General features: G+C 39.1%; 20 protein-coding genes and 1 riboswitch. Of the genes, 4 read left to right on the plus strand and 16 right to left on the minus strand.

Annotation, left to right across the window (positions count from 1 at the left end; all coding sequences use genetic code 11):
• Positions 1–153: 153 nt before the first annotated feature.
• The 14 genes from galE to HT725_RS05670 form a co-directional block, all read right to left on the minus strand.
• Positions 154–1164: a UDP-glucose 4-epimerase GalE gene (galE, locus tag HT725_RS05605; RefSeq protein WP_000996560.1), complete on the minus strand. Its 1011-nt coding sequence runs from the start codon at positions 1162–1164 to the stop codon at positions 154–156.
• A gap of 12 nt (positions 1165–1176) precedes the next feature.
• Entirely contained in the window at positions 1177–2652 is a 1476-nt protein-coding gene (gene galT / locus HT725_RS05610) for a UDP-glucose--hexose-1-phosphate uridylyltransferase (RefSeq protein ID WP_173253185.1), read from the minus strand.
• A 12-nt stretch (positions 2653–2664) separates the two neighbouring features.
• Positions 2665–3306, minus strand: a complete 642-nt coding sequence (locus HT725_RS05615) for a phosphate uptake regulator PhoU (RefSeq protein ID WP_173253186.1) — start codon at positions 3304–3306, stop codon at positions 2665–2667.
• A gap of 57 nt (positions 3307–3363) precedes the next feature.
• Positions 3364–4110: a protein phosphatase 2C domain-containing protein gene (locus HT725_RS05620; RefSeq protein WP_173253187.1), complete on the minus strand. Its 747-nt coding sequence runs from the start codon at positions 4108–4110 to the stop codon at positions 3364–3366.
• Positions 4094–6202, minus strand: coding sequence for a glycosyl hydrolase family 28-related protein (locus tag HT725_RS05625; RefSeq protein ID WP_173253188.1), 2109 nt, complete (start codon positions 6200–6202; stop codon positions 4094–4096). Before HT725_RS05625 ends, HT725_RS05620 begins: the two co-directional genes overlap by 17 nt.
• A 921-nt stretch (positions 6203–7123) precedes the next feature.
• Positions 7124–8350: a DegT/DnrJ/EryC1/StrS aminotransferase family protein gene (locus tag HT725_RS05630; protein WP_173253189.1), complete on the minus strand. Its 1227-nt coding sequence runs from the start codon at positions 8348–8350 to the stop codon at positions 7124–7126.
• A gap of 42 nt (positions 8351–8392) precedes the next feature.
• Positions 8393–9085 (minus strand): sugar transferase, encoded by a 693-nt coding sequence (locus tag HT725_RS05635; protein ID WP_164226061.1) that lies wholly within the window; start codon positions 9083–9085, stop codon positions 8393–8395.
• A gap of 130 nt (positions 9086–9215) precedes the next feature.
• On the minus strand, positions 9216–10958 hold the full coding sequence (locus HT725_RS05640; protein WP_164226060.1) for an ABC transporter ATP-binding protein: 1743 nt from the start codon (positions 10956–10958) through the stop codon (positions 9216–9218).
• Positions 10948–12693: an ABC transporter transmembrane domain-containing protein gene (locus HT725_RS05645; protein ID WP_173253190.1), complete on the minus strand. Its 1746-nt coding sequence runs from the start codon at positions 12691–12693 to the stop codon at positions 10948–10950. Before HT725_RS05645 ends, HT725_RS05640 begins: the two co-directional genes overlap by 11 nt.
• Before the next feature lie 151 nt (positions 12694–12844).
• Positions 12845–13480 (minus strand): DUF421 domain-containing protein, encoded by a 636-nt coding sequence (locus HT725_RS05650; protein WP_164226058.1) that lies wholly within the window; start codon positions 13478–13480, stop codon positions 12845–12847.
• On the minus strand, positions 13477–13932 hold the full coding sequence (locus HT725_RS05655) for a DUF3290 family protein (protein WP_164226057.1): 456 nt from the start codon (positions 13930–13932) through the stop codon (positions 13477–13479). Before HT725_RS05655 ends, HT725_RS05650 begins: the two co-directional genes overlap by 4 nt.
• A 126-nt stretch (positions 13933–14058) precedes the next feature.
• Positions 14059–14700 (minus strand): SdpI family protein, encoded by a 642-nt coding sequence (locus HT725_RS05660; RefSeq protein ID WP_164226056.1) that lies wholly within the window; start codon positions 14698–14700, stop codon positions 14059–14061.
• Positions 14681–14968 (minus strand): autorepressor SdpR family transcription factor, encoded by a 288-nt coding sequence (locus HT725_RS05665; RefSeq protein ID WP_173253191.1) that lies wholly within the window; start codon positions 14966–14968, stop codon positions 14681–14683. The genes HT725_RS05660 and HT725_RS05665 overlap by 20 nt, the downstream gene beginning before the upstream one ends.
• The gene (locus tag HT725_RS05670; RefSeq protein ID WP_164226055.1) at positions 14952–15851 is read right to left on the minus strand and encodes a type II CAAX endopeptidase family protein; all 900 of its coding nucleotides are present in this window, start codon (positions 15849–15851) and stop codon (positions 14952–14954) included. The genes HT725_RS05665 and HT725_RS05670 overlap by 17 nt, the downstream gene beginning before the upstream one ends.
• A 219-nt stretch (positions 15852–16070) precedes the next feature.
• Here HT725_RS05670 and HT725_RS05675 point away from each other — a divergent pair, with 219 nt between their 5' ends.
• The 4 genes from HT725_RS05675 to HT725_RS05690 all read left to right on the plus strand — a co-directional run bounded on the left by HT725_RS05675 (position 16071) and on the right by HT725_RS05690 (position 19794).
• The gene (locus tag HT725_RS05675) at positions 16071–16898 is read left to right on the plus strand and encodes an exodeoxyribonuclease III (RefSeq protein ID WP_164226054.1); all 828 of its coding nucleotides are present in this window, start codon (positions 16071–16073) and stop codon (positions 16896–16898) included.
• A gap of 11 nt (positions 16899–16909) precedes the next feature.
• On the plus strand, positions 16910–17296 hold the full coding sequence (locus HT725_RS05680) for a VOC family protein (protein WP_000386216.1): 387 nt from the start codon (positions 16910–16912) through the stop codon (positions 17294–17296).
• 233 nt (positions 17297–17529) lie between these two features.
• A riboswitch (purine riboswitch) is annotated at positions 17530–17625 on the plus strand.
• A gap of 325 nt (positions 17626–17950) precedes the next feature.
• Positions 17951–18532: a xanthine phosphoribosyltransferase gene (locus HT725_RS05685; protein WP_125419985.1), complete on the plus strand. Its 582-nt coding sequence runs from the start codon at positions 17951–17953 to the stop codon at positions 18530–18532.
• On the plus strand, positions 18532–19794 hold the full coding sequence (locus HT725_RS05690; protein WP_164226053.1) for a nucleobase:cation symporter-2 family protein: 1263 nt from the start codon (positions 18532–18534) through the stop codon (positions 19792–19794). Before HT725_RS05685 ends, HT725_RS05690 begins: the two co-directional genes overlap by 1 nt.
• A 32-nt stretch (positions 19795–19826) precedes the next feature.
• Here the strand turns inward: HT725_RS05690 and HT725_RS05695 are convergent, their stop codons facing one another.
• Positions 19827–20231, minus strand: a complete 405-nt coding sequence (locus HT725_RS05695; protein ID WP_164226052.1) for a PaaI family thioesterase — start codon at positions 20229–20231, stop codon at positions 19827–19829.
• Positions 20232–20300: 69 nt separating this feature from the next.
• Positions 20301–21782, minus strand: coding sequence for a UDP-glucose--hexose-1-phosphate uridylyltransferase (locus tag HT725_RS05700; protein WP_173253192.1), 1482 nt, complete (start codon positions 21780–21782; stop codon positions 20301–20303).
• Positions 21783–21787: the final 5 nt, after the last annotated feature.

Below are 21787 nucleotides of genomic sequence, written 5' to 3' on the forward strand. Positions count from 1 at the left end.
GTGTCATCTATGCTTATATTATATAACGAAACCGTTTACTTTGTCAAGCGCTTTCAAAAATTTTTTAAAAAAAATTTATCTTTCATTAAATATGCATTTCATTAAAAGGTTAAGTAATTTTTCCAAAATACAGCACTCATATAGACAGTATCATCAATTATAGCCATTGGGATTTTTTGATTGCCAATTCCATGTATCTCTACACATGTCTTCAATCGATTTTGTTGTCCTCCAATTTAATTCCTTATATGCTTTGTCTGCATTTGCATAACAAGTTGCAACGTCTCCTGAACGTCTTGGAACTATTTTATAAGGAATAGGGATCTTGTTAACACTTTCAAATGTATTTACTAGTTGTAATACACTAGTTCCTTCTCCCGAGCCTAGGTTATAGATATAAACATCTGTTTTTTCAGATACTTTTTCTAAAGCTTTTATATGTCCTATTGCTAAATCTACTACATGGATATAATCGCGCACACCAGTACCGTCAAGCGTATCATAATCATTTCCGAACACACTTAGTTCTGACAGCTTACCTACCGCTACTTGTGCAATATAGGGCATCAAGTTGTTAGGAATTCCTGAGGGATCTTCCCCAATCAAACCAGACTCATGAGCACCAATTGGATTGAAATAACGAAGCAACGCAATACTCCATTCTGAATCTGCCACATGAACATCTTTTAAAATTTGCTCAAGCATCACTTTCGTATACCCATAAGGATTTGTCGCACTTGTTTGCATAGTCTCAATTAGAGGTGACTGATTGTTAATTCCATATACAGTCGCACTTGAAGAAAAGACAATCTTTTTAACATTAAATTCTGACATCACTTCAACAAGCGCCAATGTACTCATAATATTATTTTTGTAGTACATCACAGGTTTTTGCACGGATTCTCCGACAGCTTTATAACCTGCAAAATGAATTGCAGCATCAATCGATTCTTGTTCAAATACCTTTCTCAATGCTTGTTTATCACAAACATCTAATTCGTAAAACACGGGACGTATTCCTGTAATTGCTTCAATACGGTCTAGCACCAAGATGCTAGAGTTCGAAAGGTTGTCGACAATGATGACTTCCTTTCCTAAATTTAGTAATTCTACTACGGTATGGCTACCAATATAACCAGCTCCGCCTGTTACCAATATTGCCATTTGGGTTTCCTCCTAATTAATTCCAACCGACTTAACAAATCTCATAAACGCTTCATGCCCAGACGGTGTATTCTTATAAACTCCTGCATCTTCCAGAACTCTCGCAAACACTTGTCCTGCTTCGTGTTGAACTACGCTATTAACCTCTTCTTTATTAATGCGAGGATATTTTTCTTTCAATTGGTCGGCCCATTCTAAATGATAATCCGCAATTGCGTTTTCCTCTCCTAAAAGATATTTTCCAACTTCTTCTAACTCTGGTTTCAAACGAGGTGGTAATATCGCAAGTCCCATCACTTCGATTAATCCGATATTTTCCTTTTTAATATGTTGTACATCTTGATGAGGATGGAAAACACCATCTGGGTATTGTTCAGTAGTATGATTATCTCTTAGAACAATATCTAATTCATATCTCCCGTCCACTTTACGAGCAATAGGAGTCACCGTATGGTGTGGGACATCTTCAGTCATAGCAATGATGTCTACTTCTAAATCTGAATATTCTCTCCACTTATTTAGAATTTTAGTAGCTAAATCTAACAAGCGATTTTTATTTTCACTTTGTAACCTAATTACTGACATTGGCCATTTTACAATACCAGCATTAACATCCTCAAAGTCTTTAAAACGAAATTCACTCTCAAATTTTGCTTTTTCCATTGGGAAAATATGTTTCCCTCCCTGGTAGTGGTTATGACTAAGAATGGAGCCTCCTGAGATAGGAAGATCAGAATTTGAACCAGCAAAATATCCTGGCAAAATATCAACAATCTCCAATAATTGTTCAAATGTTTTAGAGGTAATAGCCATTGGTACATGTTGACTATTTAAAAATATCGCATGCTCATTAAAGTATGAGTAGGGAGAATACTGGAATCCCCATACTTCGTCACCAAGTTTCAACCGAATAATTCTATGATTCGAACGTGCTGGATAATTTATTCGCCCCTGATATCCTTCATTTTCCATACATAGTAAACATTTGGGATAATTAGTTGCTTTTACTAATTTTTCAGCAGCAATTGTTTTTGGATCTTTTTCGGGTTTTGACAAATTTATCGTAATCTCTAGCTCTCCGTATTTAGTTGATGCTCTAAACTCAATATTCTTAGCAATAGCAGAAGTTTTAATATAATCACTATCTTTACTTAACTTATAAAACTCTTCAACTGCTTCTTGAGGTGATATATCATATGAACTCCAAAAAATATCATTTAATCGACTAGGTAAAGGAACTATGAAATTCATTAACTCTGCTCCTAAACATTCCTTTTCCTCGATTAAATCTTTAATTTTACCGTTTTTTAAGGCGATTTCCACTAAGTAATCTTTTATTTGTTTCAGGTCATTTTCATCGGAAATGCGATCAGTTCCCTCCTCACCTATTAACGCTAGTACTCTATTTTTCACATATATTTTGTCAATTTCATTATACATTCCGTATTCAATTACTCTATCAACAAAATTATCAATAATTGTTTTCATATATTTTTCTTTCTAATTTATGTTCCCATATTTTCTATACATTATCCATTTATAAATTGATTGCGTAGTATGAGCAATTTTATCAAGGTGATGAATAATATCCAAAGCACCAATTACTTCAGAAACGTTCCCATCATCTTCAAATATGTAATTCATGATTTTCTTTTCAATATTTATACTAAGCTCTTCTATCTCATTCTGTTTTTGTATAACAACCATATCTAAACATCCAGATTGTTCCTCTCTATAACAAGATATAGCCCTATTCATATGCAGTCCGATAACTTCATGAAGTATTTTTATTTCTGAAATAATTTTCTTCAAAATTTCATTGTTTTGAATAATCTGTAGATTTTTTAAAATTTCAACAATTCTATCCCCAATACGTTCAATGTCAGTTGATATTTTTATTACACTAATAATTCTTCTTAAGTCATATGAAACGGGATGTTGTAAACAAATTAACTCATATCCTTTTTTATCAACATTTAGAACTGACTCATTTATGATTAAATCTTCTTTAATCAATTCTATTCGTTCTTCATTTGATAAATATTCAAATAACTTCTCATATTTATCAAGCACAGATACCCAAATGGTCTCTAAATTATTTGATAATTCCATAATTTCATTTTCTAAATATAACCTTAACATTTAGGTACCTCTTCTTAACAAAGTTCAATAGTAACAATTAATATTTTAAACAATATATCAAACATCAATAACTAGAATACTTGCATCATCTTTCTTTCCATAGATTGGATCAATAGCAGAAGAATTAAATCTCATCTTAATTAACTCTTCAAAAGTTTTATTTTGATTATTTTGATAGAATTCATAAAAGCCATCGCTCATTAAAACAATTTGTTCACTAGTAACATCTATTTGATTAATAATAGCATGGTCTAAAAATCTCTCATCCAACGAACCTATCCAGTACCCACTCGGTTGATTAGATAATTTTCTGATTTTTTGTAAAATAATTTTTTTATTTAAAACACTATTTGTACCAATTGAGTCTTTTATCTCATTTTTCCCTTTTTCAAATAAGTTATCTACTCTATGATCAGTTATTTCCATTTCGTTTACTAACATGACGCAGTCACCTAGAATCATATACTCCAACTTTTTTTCTGAAAGTTTAGCAAATATAAAAGCAAATGTTGGTAAGCGATAATACTCTGTTAATTCATATGAGTTTAAACCGATTTCATCTTTAACCTCGAGTAAAGCAGTTTCAAATATTTGTTTAAGAGTTTTTGATTCTTTACAATTAACCGACAAACTTTCTGATAAAATATGTACAACTTCTGAGACTGAATAACCTATCTCCTCTTTAGAATTATATAAATCTGTAGCTCCATCGATAATCCAAAAATACTGATTTTGTGAACCTACAGTATCCTCATTTTCTACAGAACTTCCTTGTATCGAACAAATTTTATTTATCTTTACCATAATACTTCAACCCTTTTAGTGTCAAAAGTAAACCAATTCCTGTCACTGTTAAGAATAGTTCCATAATCTTGTTCGAACCAGTCTTTGGTAATTTTTGTTTTACCTCTACTATTTCTTTAGATTTATTAATATGATTTTCAGTTTCTCTGCCATCTCCAACTATTTTATGGTTCACTTCTTCTATCTTATTATCTTGTTTATTGTCGATCTTGTCATTAATTTGTCTATTATCTTTACTTGAGTTAAACTCTCCTTTCTTCTGGTTACTATCAATTACATTATTTGAATTAGATTGTTTTTCATGCACATATGAACTTGTTTTAAATTTTTCCTCTTTGTTTTTTTCTTTTTCGTTTTTATCACTTAAGTTATTTGTTACAATTTTGTAAAGCCCATTCTCCGTTACAATATTGAAATTACCATCGCTATCACGTATAACAGGTTCTTTCTCATTTGCATTAGATTTGATGAATGATATATACTTACCGGATAAATTATAAAATTGGTTATTTAAAACGGTTATTTTACCCTTTGAATCCTCAATAACAATTCCTTCTTTACCACCGAATATACTATTCTCTGAGACTACTAAATTATCACTAACTCGTAATAATTCAATATTTGGTTGTTCTGTTTCCTTAGAATTATTATTAATTACATTTTTTGTTACAGTAATATCTGATACTTTTCCTAAATATTCTGCACTATCTTTTGCAACTCGTATCGCTTTTGTTTTAGGATCGGCAATATTAAATATATTTTCGGCGATAACCACCTGTTTATTTAAATCTAATAGGTCTTTAGTGTTTTTATAGCTATAAGCATTTACTAAAGCTGCTCCGCTTTCTCGATAATGTACACTCTCTCCTTTAACTTTCTTATCAAAGCGATTTCCTTTGATTAATACATCAGTGAATCCTGTAAAACGTACACCTGCATACATCATGTTATCAAAATGATTATTTAAAATTTTAATATTAGAGGGGTTCTGTGTCGACAATGTTTGATAGTGTGTGCCAATTGCTGTTACTAATTCCCCAGATTTATCACTTTTGCCAAAATAGGAATTTTGAATAGTCACATTTTCAGATTTTTTCCCATCATCATTCAAGGCATAAGGAAAACCTTTTCTAGTTAATGGTTCAATCTGAATGCTCTCCTTACTTATGATTTGCCCATCCTTCATCGTTTTGGGTAAGGCTTGCCCAAGAAAACGAGAATTATCAACTAATACATTTTTCGAACCTGCAATTTGAATAGCATGCCCTTGATAACTATCCTTGAATGTTACATTTTTTATAGTTACGTTATTTGAATTCCCAATAGCAAATGCACCTGAAGAATTTATAAGTGGTAGATTTTTTGCTTTAGTTCCTTCTTCATTCAAAGCACCGTTCATATCAATAGTACCACCAGAATAACTAATATCTTCTGTTGGGCCCCATTCTACTTGCGCACCATCATCCGTAAATAAACCTGTCATAAAAACAATAGAAGGGTGATTCTTAATATTTATACCATTTAGAATGGTAGCTTTCTCATTCAATTCTAAGTGTGTATGACTTTTTAAAAAAACAATTTCTTTTACTAAATAAGTTCCTTCCGGAAAATATACATTTCCTCCACCTAGCCCTTGAGCTGCAGCATCTATTGCATCTTGAATTGCTTGTCGATCATCATTAACCCCGTCACCTATTGCTCCATAATCTTTAACATTCAAAGCTACGTGTTCGTTCAGATTAGTACTTAAAATAGTATTCACTTCCATCCCAGAGATGTTACCCATCATAGTATCATTTGTTATATCAGGTTTATTTTGATTAATACTCACTCCTCCATTATTATCAGTACTTAAACTTGAATTGTTATCAAGACTGAGAGTATCAGGATGGGGTTCCGCAGATAATGATGTAGATGTGCTACTCAACAAAGAGTTCATTTGCATATTATCTTTAGACGAAGAAGTTTCACCAACTACTTCATTAGCTAAAACACTTTGTGTTCCAATAAATAAAACCGCTAAGAGAACTGAGCAAACTCCCACCTTAGACTTACGAATAGAGAAAACCTCATTTTGTTGAAAAGATTTCATATTAGCCTCCAATTAAAAATATTATGTCCTAATTTAATATTCATATAAATTCCATACCAGAAAATGACACCGCTGTCATTTTCTTTATAATATATTTTTAAATCAAAATTGTCAAGGAATAACACAATAAAATATCAAAATTGTGAAAGCGTGACCATTTATATATCTAACCATACTTCTAATAATTCTTTAACCTTCCATTCAAAAGTGATTACTATCTTTCTTAGCTTGAACATAAAAATATCCTATTCACTGTATTTAAAGCATGTTGACATCTCGTAAAATACTAATTTATAAATACAAGAACAAATATCTTGTTATGCAAGCATTCGCCAGGTATATTTACATGAATATCGTTCATATAGCGGATTGAAATCAAAACAATACAATATATTTCTTAAATAGATTTTCTATAAAAGCTAGATTCAAGCTCTATAAAAATAGACGCAGTTCTTCTAAAATACTGGAATAGGACATATAAATCATTGCAGACACGTGTTTTATAGATTATTTCAAAAGAATGACTAGAACATGAAAAATAGTCTCAAAACTTTGAACAATATTCTGAAAACAAAAAAGAAAGACGCGAGTTTCCACAACCTCATTCGTGGAAACTCGCGTCTTTCAAAAAATAGGGTGAATTGAAAACTAGAACAAGACACTACATTTTCTAAATGATGCCTAATAAAAATTCTAAATGCTACACCAAATTGCTCACATCTCATTTCAAACCATACAGTATATTGAAACTATAAGAGTACACCTTTGCTTCTAAAATATTGCTAGAAATTAATTTGACTATCCTGATTGATTTGTCCTGTTTTTATTTCATTTTACTATAGGACTTTCAATTGAAAACAACAGTTTTACACTCAATTAGACTTTTTAGAAACAGAATCACTATTACTTGACTGTAGTTTGTCATTTTTTTGATGAAGCTAATACTTTTTCAGAAACTGTTTTGAAAGTCTCAATGATATAGTCCACTTCTTCATCGCTTAATTTAGTATGAAGAGGGAGGGTAATTTCATTTTCGAAGAAAGTATAGGCCTTAGGATAGTTCGCCATATCAAAGCCAAGATTCTTATAGGCTGTCAAGAGCGGAAGCGGTTTGTAGTGGACATTGCTTGCAATTCCTGCTTTAGCCAATTCTTGGATGATAAGATTGCGTTCTTCTAAACTCGCTCCTTCTACATGGGTGATGTAGAGGTGACGTGAAGATTCGACAGTTTCAGTCTTGTGTGCCAAAGGATGGATGCGAGAACCTGCAAAACCACGATCATAGAGGTCCACAATGTCCTTACGACGTTCTAGCAAACCAGAGTAACGATCCAATTGTACCAAACCAAGTGACGCCATGATATCGGTCATATTGCACTTGTAGGCTGGTGTGACGATATCATATTCCCATGATCCCAGTTGCATCTTAGCAAGGGCATCCTTAGTTTGCCCGTGAAGCGACAGAATCTGGAATTCCTTGTACATCTCTTCGTCGTCAATCGCTGGATTGGCTTTCCAAGTGGCACTTCCACCCTCTGCCGTTGTAAAATTCTTAACGGCATGGAATGAGAAGGAGGTAAAGTCAGCAATAGAACCAGCTGGTTGCCCTTTATAAGTAGATCCCAAAGCGTGGGCACTATCAGAGACAATCACAATACGGTTAAAGGCCTTTTGCCACTTGCTTGAAGCGGTAAAGAGATCACGTTTTTTCTCCACAACTTGGAACAAACGGTCGTAGTCGCAAACAATCCCTGCGAGCTCTACTGGGATGATCACCTTAGTTTTCTCAGTGATAGCTTGCTCAAGCAGGTCATAGTCCATTTCAAACGTATCTGCTTGAATATCCACCATGACAGGGGTCGCTCCTACGTGAGTGATGACACTACATGAAGCTGTATAGGTCATGGCTGGAACGATAACCTCATCACCAGGTCCCACTTCAAGCACACGTAAAATCAACTCAAGAGCGGCAGTTGCAGAGTTAAGACAGACAGTCTTAGGCGTCTGTGTATATTGAGACAAGCGACGCTCTAGTTCTTTTGTCTTAGGACCTGTTGTGATCCAACCAGAACGCAGGGTATCCGCTACTTCAGCAATTTCTGCTTCCGTAATATCGGGTGGTGAAAATGGAATATTGTAATTTGGCATTGATTTGCTCCTTTTATCTGTACTCATTTTCTCATGACTACTTTATTTTAGCACTTCAAACACGGTTTGAAACATGATTTTGATATCTCCAAAGAAACTAAATTCTCGGAGATAGGCGAGGTTATAGCGCATCTTTTCAGGAAGGACATGTTCAACATAGGCCTGGTCAACTGACAGACCTTTCTCCGTCATTTGACTGATGATGGTGTCCTCATCCTTGTAGTTGATGCTGGCTGGAGAGGTAATCCCTGCTGGTAAGAGCAAGGTCGCCATCATTTCAGGGCTATACTGCTCTGTGTAACGAGGCACTTCAGGACGCGTCCCTACAAAGGACATCTCACCTTTAAGAACATTGACCAACTGAGGCAGTTCGTCCAAACGCACACGACGGATGAAATTGCCAACCTTGGTAATGCGGCTATCGTTAGCAGAAGTCACCAGACTCCCTTTTTTATCCGCATCCGTCACCATGGTACGGAACTTCCAAATCTTGAAAGGTCGATTGTACTGGGTCACGCGCTCTTGCTTGTAAATCACTGGCCCCTTGCTATCCAACTTGATCCAAACGCTCAAAATGAGAAAGATGGGAGAGGTCAGAACCAGTACAACCAAGGCCAAAACCCAATCCAAGCAACGCTTGAAAATCAGCGAACTCTTCCTTTTAGAGACAAGCTGGTAGTAAGACTCAACCTCGCTTGATTTCATTTCCACGGGCAAGTCTTCCCATTTCAGCATGCTGTTTCTCCTTTGTTTTTATTATACTATTTGTCAACATTTTTCATTATACCACAAAATGGAAAAGGCGGTGAAAGAAATCTGTAATTTGAAGGATTTCCTTCTTATGCTCAATGAAAATCAACGAGTATTAGGACATGGCCCCTGCCTGCAAGCTATACATCTTGTGGTAGGTTCCACCCAAGGCCAAAAGTTCCTCATGGGTTCCGCTCTCGATGATGTGCCCCTTGTCCAAAACATAGATACAGTTGGCGTCTTGGATGGTAGAAAGGCGGTGGGCAATGGCAATGGTTGTCCGTCCCTGTCTCATCTTAGCCAGCGATGCTTGAACCAAACTTTCTGTTTCAGAGTCAATATTAGCTGTCGCTTCATCCAAAATCAGGATTTTAGGCTGACTGGCGACTGTTCTGGCAAAGGCAAGAAGCTGACGCTGACCTGTTGAAAAACTGGAGCCACGCTCAGAAACAGGGGAATCATAACCCTGAGGGAGTTCTTGAATAAAGGAATCTGCGTCGACAAAGGTAGCTGCAGCCTGGACCTGCTCATCACTGATTTCTTGGTACATGGCGATATTGGACTTAATGGTTCCATGATAGAGGAAGGGTTCCTGCAAGACCAGACCGATGTTTTTTCTCAACTCTTCCTGACTGTAGTTCCTGATATCCACATCATCCAAGAGAACTCTCCCTGATTGAAATTCATAAAAGCGCATGAGGACATTGATAATCGAAGATTTCCCAGAACCTGTATGACCCACAAAGGCAATGGTTTCACCCTTGTTAACGGAGAAGGAAATGTCATCCAGAATCGGATGTTTTCCATCATAAGAGAAACATACATGTTCAAACCGGATATTGCCTTCTTTGATCTCGGCCTGTCCATTTTCTTGAAGAGGCTCATAGGTCCTCTCGTCAATCAAGGCAAAGACACGACCTGCAGAAACCATAGACGTTTGCAAGGTTGAAAAGTTTTGCGTCACCTCAATCAGGGGGTCAAAGAGACGATTAATATACTGGATAAAAGCATACATGGTCCCGGCCGTTATCCCGATAGAAAGACCACGATAGCCAAAGTAGGCCATCAAGACAGCATAGCCTAGAAGTTTTAACAAACTCATGGCAGGTCTCAAAAAGAGGGCATCCAAGGCTACAGAACGGTTGGCATAGACCAAGTGTTCTCGGTTGATCTCATCAAATTCCGCCTGCAGGCGCTTCTCTTGATTAAAGGCCTGGATAATCCTGATTCCCTCGATGTTTTCTGCCAGCTTGCTATTGATGTCTGACAAGAGATTTCTGGTTTTCTCAATGATTTTCACTGATTTTTTCCGATAGAGATTGACCAAAAGGAAAATCAAGGGGAGAAAGAGCAATACTAGTGCTGTCAAACGAAAATCCAACACCAACATGGTATAAAGAGTTGTCAGAAAGATGAAAACTGCTGAGATAAAGCTAGATAAAATTCCTGAAAACATATCGCTGATGGTCTCGGTGTCATTTGTCAAACGAGAGACGATGGAGCCTGCTGGCGTCTTGTCAAAGTAAGACATACCCAGTTTTTCCGTATTGGCAAAGGCATCGCGACGAATATCCCTAACAATACTGTAAGACACGCACGCAAAGAGAAGATTACCGACATACTGAACTACAGTTTGTAGGATATAAAGGCCATAGTAGGCCAGCAAAACGGTAATGGCCAGTTGGTTAAGATTGCTGAGATACTGGTCAATAAAGTGGGAAGCCACAAGGGGAATGACACTTTTGATGACCGTCGTTGCTAGGAGAAAACTGAGTGCCAAAAAAGTCAGGAGTCCATAAGGCTTGAGATAGGACATCAAGCGCTTCAATACAGCCCATTGTTCTTGTTTATTCTGCATCTTCTTCTCCCTTCATTTCCAGCTGCTGAGACTGGTAGGTTTGGGCATACCAGCCATCCAAAGCTAGCAAGTCTTCGTGCCTGCCTCGTTCGATGATTTGACCATTTTGCAGGACTAAAATCAAATCTGCATGGACAACCGCACTGAGGCGATGAGCCGTAATAATGGTTGTCTTGTCCTTTCGCGTCTCCTTGAGGTTGTCGATAATCGCATACTCTGTCTTGGCATCCACAGCTGACAAAGAATCATCCAAAATCAAGATATCTGGATCTAAAATCATCGCCCGACTCATGGCCAGACGCTGCTTTTGACCTCCAGAAAGACTGACTCCCTTTTCACCAATCAGCGTATCAAATCCCTGGGGCATAGCTATAATATCTTGGTAAACTTGAGCTAGCTTGGTCGCTTCCTCGACCGCTGAAAGGGGCAAGTTAGGATTGCCAAAGCGGATATTGTCTAAAATCGAAGTCGCAAAGAGGAACTGGTCCTGAGGAACATAGCCCATAAGACTACGAAGACCTGTCAGACGATAGTCACGAATATTATGACCGTTTAGGTAAATGGCTCCCTTATCCACATCGTATTCACGCAAGAGCAGTTTGATTAGAGACGTTTTTCCAGAACCTGTCTGACCAACCAAGCCCAATGTTTGCCCTTTTTCCAAACTAAAGTGAACATTTGTCAGTGTTTCCTCATTTTCAAAGGCAAAGCTGTCAATAGCGTACTCCAAACGCCCATTTTCGATACCATCTAAAGGAAACTCAGGGTCTTGTACAGGTGATTTCTGAGACAAAAGTTCCTCAATTCGCTGATAGGAAACCTTCCCTCGCTGAGTAATATTAAAGAGGAAGCCGATGGCCATAAGAGGCCAAACTAGCATATCCAAGTAGCTGATAAAGGTAACTAGATTCCCAACCGTGATTTGCCCTTTCTGAACCATCAAGGAGCCGACCAAGAGGGTTAAAACATAGGAGGAACCAACAAATAAGAGAACCATAGGGTCAAAGAGACTATCGTATTTCATGGTTTGTAGGTTCTTTTGAAAGGTCAATTCATTTACTGCCTGAAAGGACTTGAGCTCGTCCGCCTGATAACCGAAAGACTTGGTCACTTTAATACCTGATACAGACTCCTGTACCTTGTTATTGAGTTCAGAAAAGGCAGCCTGCAACTCTCCAAAAGCCTTATGAGTCTTTCTACCCAAACGACTGGTCGCATAAGCCATGAAAGGCAGGGGAAGAATGGCAACCAAGGTCATCTGCCATGAAATGCTAAAGAGCATGGTCATCAAGGTCACTAAAGCCGTGATAGAGGCATCCACCGCAGACATAACACCGCCCCCTGCGAGACGGGTTAAGGCATTGATATCGTTGGTTGCGTGTGCCATCAGGTCCCCCGTCCGATAGGTCTGATAAAAAGCTGGAGACATTTCTGTGAAATGCTCAAATAAGCGAGAGCGCATAATCTGTCCCAGACGGTAGGAAGTCCCAAGAATATACATACGCCAAACATAGCGCAGATAGTACATCCCAAAGGCTGCAAGAAGCAAATAAAATAGGTCAAGAAGAAGGGCCTGCTGGCTTAATTGCCCCGATGTAATGGCATCAATAACCCGCCCCATGACCATGGGGGGAATTAGATTGAGAACGGAAACCAAGACCAGGGCCACAATCCCGACTAGATAACGGCGTTTTTCTAACTTGAAAAACCACCAAAGTTTTTGAATAATGGACATAACATCCCTTTCTGATTGCAAATGGAAACCTGAGGCCAATACTCAATGAAAATCAANNATAGAACTGACGAAGTCAGTAACCTACATACGGCAAGGCGACGTTGACGCAGTTTGAAGAGATTTTCGAAGAGTGCAAGACCCCAGGTTTTTCTTATTCATAGGTTACGACTGTAACGGCGCCCTTGTCATACTCAGCGATAAAGATATTGGCTACATTGTCATGCCCTTGCTTGCTGAGATTGTCAAGCAGCCACTCTTCGCTACGGCCAATCGATTCCAAGACTTCCACTTGGATCACACCGTCAGTCACAACTGGATACTTAGGATTTTCATCTCCCATTTGGACCACGATGAGTTGGCCATTTTGCTCTTGCACAGCTCGTTTAACTTGCTTCATCTGGAAAATCCCTTGGCTACGAAGTTTGAGAGCAACATCTGCCGCAGACAAGCCAACTGAACGACAGGCTTCTGGGTCGATCTGCCCATTTTTGATGAGGAGAGTTGGTTTCCCATCAATCAAGCGTTTGACAAAACGAACATTATTGTTGAGCCATTTGAGGGTCAAGACCAAAATCGTCCACATCATCAAAATCACTGCGTATTGCAGAATACTAATTGAACTATTGTAAATCACCCCACCGATGATACCACCAAGAACATAGTTCTGAATTTGGTCTGTCGCAGAGTTAGGCGCCAGGTTCCCCTTTCCTGTCACATTGATAACAAAAACAAGTGAGAAGAGACCCAAGGCTAGTTTGATTAAAATTTCCATATAGTTGAGCGTCATTTGTTTACCTCCACCAATTCAATAGCGTCTGTTTGATGCAATTCTAATTTCTCTAAAAGATACTTGTCTGGTTCGCTCCCGTTCATAGCACGGTAGACATTTGGACCTACCTTGACAAGCGCTCCATCAGTGGCAGCTGAAGTATTGACATAAACTTCTGATTTATCCACTCCCAAATCTTTGGAAACAACCTCTATGAAATGAAGTGAAGTTTGAAATTGGTTGTTTGATGCTTGATTGGTCTGGTATTTTGAGATTGTCACCAAAAGCATGGCCACCAAAGTCAAGGCCAAAATCATGACCAATTCCCGAAATTTAGTCCCCTTTTTATCACGATAGGCCTTAAAAGCAAAAAATCCTGTGATAGTTAGGAGCACAATCCCAAAGCCAATCATGATTCCATTTTGCTGACTGATTTGGCTAAGCACATAGTCATATGAGTAAAATTTCATTTATTTTCACTCCCTTTCATAAAATCATTCTTCATTATAAACGAAAGAGGGTAATTTTTCAAACCATACGTTGGGGAAATAGACATATCAGACCAACTTCTCAAACTAATGACTCCATTAGCTATTTCAAGATTCTGATTTTGATAATTGATAAGAATAGACACTAGGAATTATCACTACAAAGAAAAGTGTCAAGAAGAATACCCAGTAAACATACAGTTGCACAAAGGAATTTAGAAACAATAACAATCCTCCTAATACCCAAATTTTTCCAGCTAGGCGATGCGTTTTTCTCCAGTTTTCATCATTCTCCAAGGTCCACGGTAGTCGAATACCGATTATATAATTTCGGTGTGTTTTTGGTAGATAATTTCCAATTACGATCATCACGACTCCCATAAAAATCTGAGCTAGTAGCCCACTCATCATGGAATAACCCAAAGATTCTCCGAAGATAGAAATCATTAATAGACAAGATACAAAAGGAATAATCCAGTAAATCAAAACTTGTATTTTTGAACTGATATTGCTAGATTTAGGATCCTTAATCATTAAAAATAGAAGCAACCAATGCATCAAAAGCATGAGAGTCGGTAATCCAAAGATAGCAGACATTTTATGATTGTAGCCATCTGCTTGACCCAGTAGATTAAAATGAGTGGGTATCTCCTCTGGTAATTGATTCCAGAAAACACAACCTACAAGGGAAGGTAGTAGGATGAGAATGCTCGTAAATAATACCAATTTCTTATTGATTTTTATCTTCATCAAAATGATCTCCTTTCAGTTCTGCTAACCAAACCATTATATCCTCTAAAACCGATGTATTTAACTCATAATAAATAAAGTTTTTTTCTTTCATTTCATGAATTAAATCCGCTGCTTTCAAAATCGTGAGATGGTGTGAAATCGTTGCACCTGTCAACTCGAAATAACTGGCAATTTCTCCTGCAGATAATCTACCTGTTTTGAATAAATTCAAAATCTCTCTCCTAACTGGATGAGATAAGGCTTTAAAACTATTTGCAAAACTCATAATGACTCCTTTCCCTTTGTAATATTAGTAGGGCTAGGAATAAGCAAGGTAGAACTGATAGCATTCCGGTCGGTGATGGGCCTAAAATCAAGAGGCTTGAAACTTTTTCTCCTGGTAATTGGAAGAGTAACCCAATACCTGCAGTTGCATTGATTGCCCCATGAAATAGGGCAGAAGCCCAGATAGAACCTGTCTTTTCCAACAACCAGCTCAACAATATTCCTAGGCTAAAACAAGATAGAAACATAGCAACAACTCCCAAAACAGGATAAGCAAAATAAGATAGTCCATAATTATAGCCTTGCAAATTGATTGGTAGATGCCAAAGACTCCAAATGAGACCAAGCAAGACATGAGTCTGGACTAGTGAAAAGCGTCCTCTTAGAGCTGGGTAAAGATAGCCACGCCAACCAATTTCCTCTCCCAATGCAAAGAAACTATTAAGAAAAGGAGCGTAGGTCAAACTAGCTAGGATTTGAATCAAGACCAAGGAAGATAAGGGAATGGCTGATTGAGAGACACCTTTTTCTTGTAAGATGGCTTGAATAGATTCAAAATCAAGGCTGAAATTGCTAGGGAATACAAGAAAATAAAGTCCCGCTCCTAAAAAACTGATGACTGCTGGTAACCAGATAGCTAGTAAGTAAAAGCGCCAGTTTCTCTTGAGATTCACGACTAATTTAGATTTGATTCCACTAGGTTGATTCGTGATTTTCCCTAAGAGAAAGACTGCAAGCGCAGGCATCCACATGGCTACAATACTAGCAAGTTGACTCCATGGAGAATTTAGACCAACACCACTTAGCCATAGTGCCAACCATATTATCCAAGCAAGGGCATAAGCCAAGACCACAAAAAGAAGGATTGTTCTCTTATTTGACATATATGTAACTTCACTTTCTATTTAGATGTTTTTCTAAATAACATTATATACCTTTCTATTCTAAACACAAGAGCTATTTAGATTTTTTTCTAAATAGTTTAGGGAATTTTTATTTTCTCAGGATAAAGTCTAAAGAGTAATTTTTCAAACCATACGTTGGGGAAATAAACCTTTTTTTGGTATAATAAAATCTATAATCTGAATGAAAAAGGTAACTTTATGAAACTTATCTCATGGAATATTGATTCCCTCAACGCTGCCCTAACTAGTGACTCAGCTCGTGCCAAATTGTCCCAAGAAGTACTACAAACCTTGGTCGCTGAAAATGCTGATATCATTGCTATCCAAGAAACCAAGCTTTCTGCCAAGGGGCCTACAAAGAAACACTTGGAAATTTTAGAAGAACTCTTCCCAGGCTACGCAAACACGTGGCGCTCTTCTCAAGAGCCTGCCCGCAAAGGCTATGCTGGAACCATGTTCCTCTATAAGAAAGAACTTACACCCACTGTCACTTTCCCAGAAATCGGTGCCCCTTCTACCATGGACTTGGAAGGCCGCATCATCACTCTAGAATTTGATAAATTTTTCGTTACCCAAGTTTACACACCAAACGCTGGTGATGGCCTCAAACGCTTGGAAGAACGCCAAGTCTGGGATGTCAAATATGCGGAGTATTTGGCTGAACTAGACAAAGAAAAACCAGTCCTTGCAACCGGTGACTACAACGTGGCCCACAATGAGATCGACCTTGCAAATCCTGCTAGCAACCGCCATTCACCTGGATTTACCGACGAGGAACGTGCTGGATTTACCAACCTTTTAGCAACTGGATTTACGGATACCTTCCGCCACATTCACGGCAATGTTCCAGAACGCTACACTTGGTGGGCACAACGAAGCAAGACTTCTAAAATCAACAATACAGGCTGGAGAATCGACTACTGGCTGACAAGCAACCGCGTGGCTGACAAGGTGACCAAGTCTGATATGATTGACTCCGGTGCGCGCCAAGACCACACACCCATTGTCTTGGAGATTGAACTCTAAGGAGAAAACGAATGGACTATCAAGCTGTCATTCCTGAATTTGTAGTATCTGACATCGAAAAATCACGCCACTTCTACTGCGACCTGCTAGGATTCTCTGTCGAATACGAGCGTCCAGAGGAGAAATTTCTCTTCCTCTCGCTTGAAGACTGCCAACTTATGCTAGAAGAAGGCAGCGCAGAAGAATTAGCTCAGCTGACCTATCCTTTCGGGCGCGGTGTTAATATTTCCTTTGGCATTGCAGATGTCCCTCAGCTCCACCAAAAACTGTTGGAAGCTGACTATCCTATCCATCGTCCGCTGACCAAAAGAGAATTTCGAGTGGGAGATAGCTTTATTTACCCTCACGAATTTGCGATTTTGGATCCAGATGGTTATTTTTTAAGATTTAGCGAGTAGAATAATAAAGATTGGGAAAAAGTCTTTAAAGTTAGAAAAAGGCATATTGTCAAGTCTTGAAAAATCTTGATAATATGCCTTTTATGATGGAAAAACCTTCTAAATGTTAGCTAATAAGTTATTTTTTCCCCATTTTTATTATATTTGTTCGTTTTTAAAACCAAAACACTAACAAAACAGTTGATTTCTAAAGTTATTTAGTGTAAAATAAAAACATTGGCTCAAGCCTATTTTAAATTAAATATCGTTTTACTTGTTTATGTCGTGAATTGGCACGACGTTTCTACAAGGTGCCGGAACACCTAACAATAAGTAAGTCAGAGTGAGGTATGGTCGTTTTTTCCATGCCTATTTTGGGGACTTACTTAGAGATTAAGTAGGTCTTTTTTGAATATTTTTAATATTTCCCTTAATTAGTGCGGACGGGAGCAACTTCCTTCGGAATTTCATCCCTAATTTTTGAGCCAAAAGTCTCAAAAATCCCGTCATAGACAATAACAAGATTATTGTCTATGCTACCACTACGGCGGGAAATATTTGATAAAACTCGCTTCGCTCGTACTAGTTTTATCAAATACATAGTACTAGCAAACCGGATCACTATAGAAACATTTAACCAACAAGTAAACTGGCTTTTAGACTTTAGGAGGTCTTATGAAATTATTAGAAGAGCGCATCCTCAAGGATGGGCATATCTTGGGTGACAACATCCTCAAGGTGGATTCCTTTTTAACCCACCAAGTTGACTTTAGCTTGATGCGAGAAATCGGTAAGGTCTTTGCGGAAAAATTTGCTGCTACTGGAATTACCAAAGTCGTGACCATTGAAGCGTCAGGCATTGCCCCAGCCATTTTTACAGCTGAAGCCTTAAACGTTCCCATGATTTTCGCTAAAAAAGCTAAAAACATCACTATGAACGAAGGTATCTTAACTGCCGAAGTTTACTCCTTTACCAAGCAGGTGACCAGCACCGTTTCTATCGCTGGAAAATTCCTCTCACCAGAGGACAAGGTTTTGATTATCGACGACTTCCTTGCTAACGGCCAAGCTGCTAAAGGCTTGATTCAAATCATCGAACAAGCTGGTGCCACAGTCGAAGCTATCGGTATTGTGATTGAAAAATCCTTCCAAGATGGCCGTGATTTGCTTGAAAAAGCAGGCTATCCTGTCCTATCACTCGCTCGTTTGGATCGTTTTGAAAATGGTCAGGTCGTATTTAAGGAGGCAGATCTCTAATGCAAACTCAAGAAAAACATTCGCAAGCAGCCGTTCTTGGCTTGCAGCACTTACTAGCCATGTACTCAGGATCCATCCTGGTTCCCATCATGATTGCGACAGCCCTTGGCTATTCAGCTGAGCAGTTGACCTACCTGATTTCCACAGATATCTTCATGTGTGGGGTGGCAACCTTCCTCCAACTCCAACTCAACAAATACTTTGGTATTGGACTACCAGTCGTTCTCGGCGTTGCCTTCCAATCTGTCGCTCCCTTGATTATGATTGGGCAAAGCCATGGTAGTGGCGCTATGTTTGGTGCCCTTATCGCATCAGGGATTTACGTGGTTCTTGTTTCAGGTATCTTCTCAAAAGTGGCCAATCTCTTCCCATCTATCGTAACAGGATCTGTTATTACCACGATTGGTTTAACCTTGATTCCTGTCGCTATTGGAAATATGGGAAATAATGTTCCAGAGCCAACTGGTCAAAGTCTCTTGCTTGCAGCTATCACTGTTCTGATTATCCTCTTGATTAACATCTTTACCAAAGGATTTATCAAGTCTATCTCTATTTTGATTGGTTTGGTTGTTGGAACTGCCATTGCTGCTAGCATGGGTTTGGTTGACTTCTCTCCTGTTGCAGCAGCACCACTTGTCCATGTCCCAACTCCCCTCTACTTTGGGATGCCAACCTTTGAAATCTCATCCGTTGTCATGATGTGTATCATCGCAACGGTGTCTATGGTTGAGTCGACTGGTGTTTATCTAGCCTTGTCTGATATCACAAAAGATCCAATCGACAGCACGCGCCTGCGCAACGGTTACCGCGCAGAAGGTTTGGCCGTACTTCTCGGAGGAATCTTTAACACCTTCCCTTACACAGGATTTTCACAAAACGTTGGGTTGGTTAAATTATCAGGTATCAAGACTCGCCTGCCAATCTACTACGCAGCTGGTTTCCTGGTTCTCCTTGGACTCCTTCCTAAGTTTGGTGCCCTTGCTCAAATCATTCCGAGCCCTGTCCTCGGTGGTGCCATGCTGGTGATGTTTGGTTTTGTATCGATTCAAGGGATGCAAATCCTCGCTCGTGTTGACTTTGCTAACAATGAACATAACTTCCTTATCGCAGCTGTTTCAATCGCTGCAGGTGTCGGTCTAAATAACAGCAATCTCTTTGTCAGCATGCCGACAGCCTTCCAAATGTTCTTCTCAAACGGAATCGTCGTAGCCAGCCTACTCGCCATTGTACTCAATGCCGTATTAAATCATAAAAAGAAATAAGAAAAAGAGGTGCGAGCCTCTTTTTTAGTTATCTATATCCCCACCTGTCTATCTTCTGATCGTTGGCCTGTGACAAACATGGTGAAGGTTGCCTTGCAGACATTTCTGCCTTCTTGATTGGTAATATCCACATCCACGACACAGGTTGTGCGACCTTGATGGACGCATTCTCCTTTAATGGTCAACACGTCGTCGAGTTTTCCTGCCTTAAGGTAGTTGATGGAAGACTGGAGTGTCACTCCATCTAAGCCAAGTGAAATCACCACAAGACCACTGATTTGGTCACAAAGGGTAAAGAGATAGCCACCATGGGCATTGCCATAGTAGTTGAGCGACGAGTTCACTACTTTTGTCGTCACCACAACGTGACCATCTCTCATTTGTTCAATTTCGTAATTTTCAAAGGCAGATATAGCGTCAAAATGAAAATCTTTCATCGTTTCCTCCTGATATTTCAAACGACACTATGATACTACTTTTTATAGGACTGTGCAAGGAGAATGCTCCTAGTCTGGTAAAATTCCGACCTGCTCCACAAAGCGCATAAAGGCTGCCTGTCCTTGTTCTGTCTGCTTGTAGACTCCTGCATCCTCAAGGACACGCGCAAAGATAGCACCAACAGAGTCCTTGACGATTTCAAGGGCTTTTTCTTTTTCCGCTAGATCTGGATGTTGGACTTTGAGTTGGTCTGCCCATTCCTGATGATAATCGGCAACTGTAACAGCTTCTCCTACAAGATAGCTAGCAACTTGCTCCACTTCTTCTTTCAGACGTGGTGGCAGGATTGCCAAGCCCATGACCTCAATCAAGCCGATATTTTCCTTCTTGATATGTTGGACATCCTTGTGAGGATGATAGATGCCATCAGGATGTTCTGCAGAAGTCTGATTGTCCCTCAAGACCAAGTCCAACTCAAACTGACCGTCGCGCTTACGGGCTATAGGTGTGATGGTGTGATGCGGTGTCCCGTCTGTCTCTGCCAAAATCTGCACACTAGGATCTGAATACTGACGCCATTCCTGCAAAATCTTGTCAGCCAAGTTGATCAAATCCTCTTTGGAATCCGAAGTCAAACGCAACACTGACATGGGCCACTTGACAATCCCAGCCTTAACCTGCTCAAAACCAGCAAAATAGAAAGTCTTTTGCAAGGGAGCTAATTCCATAGGAAATACGTGACGGCCTCCCTGATAATGATCATGAGTTAGAATAGAGCCCCCCACAATCGGCAGGTCGGCATTAGAGCCAGCAAAATAGCCTGGAAACTGTTCTACGATAGCCAGCAGACGTTCAAAGCTCTGACGACTAATGGCCATGGGACGATGCTGACCGTCTAAGAAAATACAGTGCTCATTAAAGTAGGCATAAGGTGAATACTGGAAACCCCACTCCTGAGTAGCCATTTTAAAACGGATAATACGGTGGTTACTGCGAGCTGGGTGGTTAACTAGACCATGGTAGCCCTCATTCTCTAGACAAAGCTGACACTGGGGATAATTGCTAGCTTGCACCAACTTGGCTGCCGCAATCTCCTTAGGATCCTTTTCAGGCTTAGAGAGGTTGATGGTTATTTCTAGATCTCCGTAGTCAGATGGTACTCTGTAGGCGATATTTTTAGCAATGGCCTTGAGTTTGATGTAGTCATTCTTCTGACTGAGTTGGTAAAAATCCTCTATCGCTTGCTCAGGAGAGTGGGCATAGGTTGCCCAAAAGTCACGATTGACCTGACTCGGACAAGGAGTCACCAAATCCATCAGTTCAGCACCAAGGATTTCACGCGCAGTCTGACTATCCTCAATCGTCTCTAATCGAACGGCTTCCTCAACCAGCTGGTCCTTGAGGTCAATCACTTTATCCAGATTGGTCTCAACTTCCAAAACACCATCTCCCACTCGTGCCAAGACACGATTGGTCAGGTAGATTCGATCCATTTCCTCAAATGAACTTTCAGAAATAATATGTGTTACAAATTTATCTACTAAGGTCACTATAG

Source organism: Streptococcus sp. 2579 (assembly GCF_013277195.1).
GTDB lineage: Bacteria > Bacillota > Bacilli > Lactobacillales > Streptococcaceae > Streptococcus.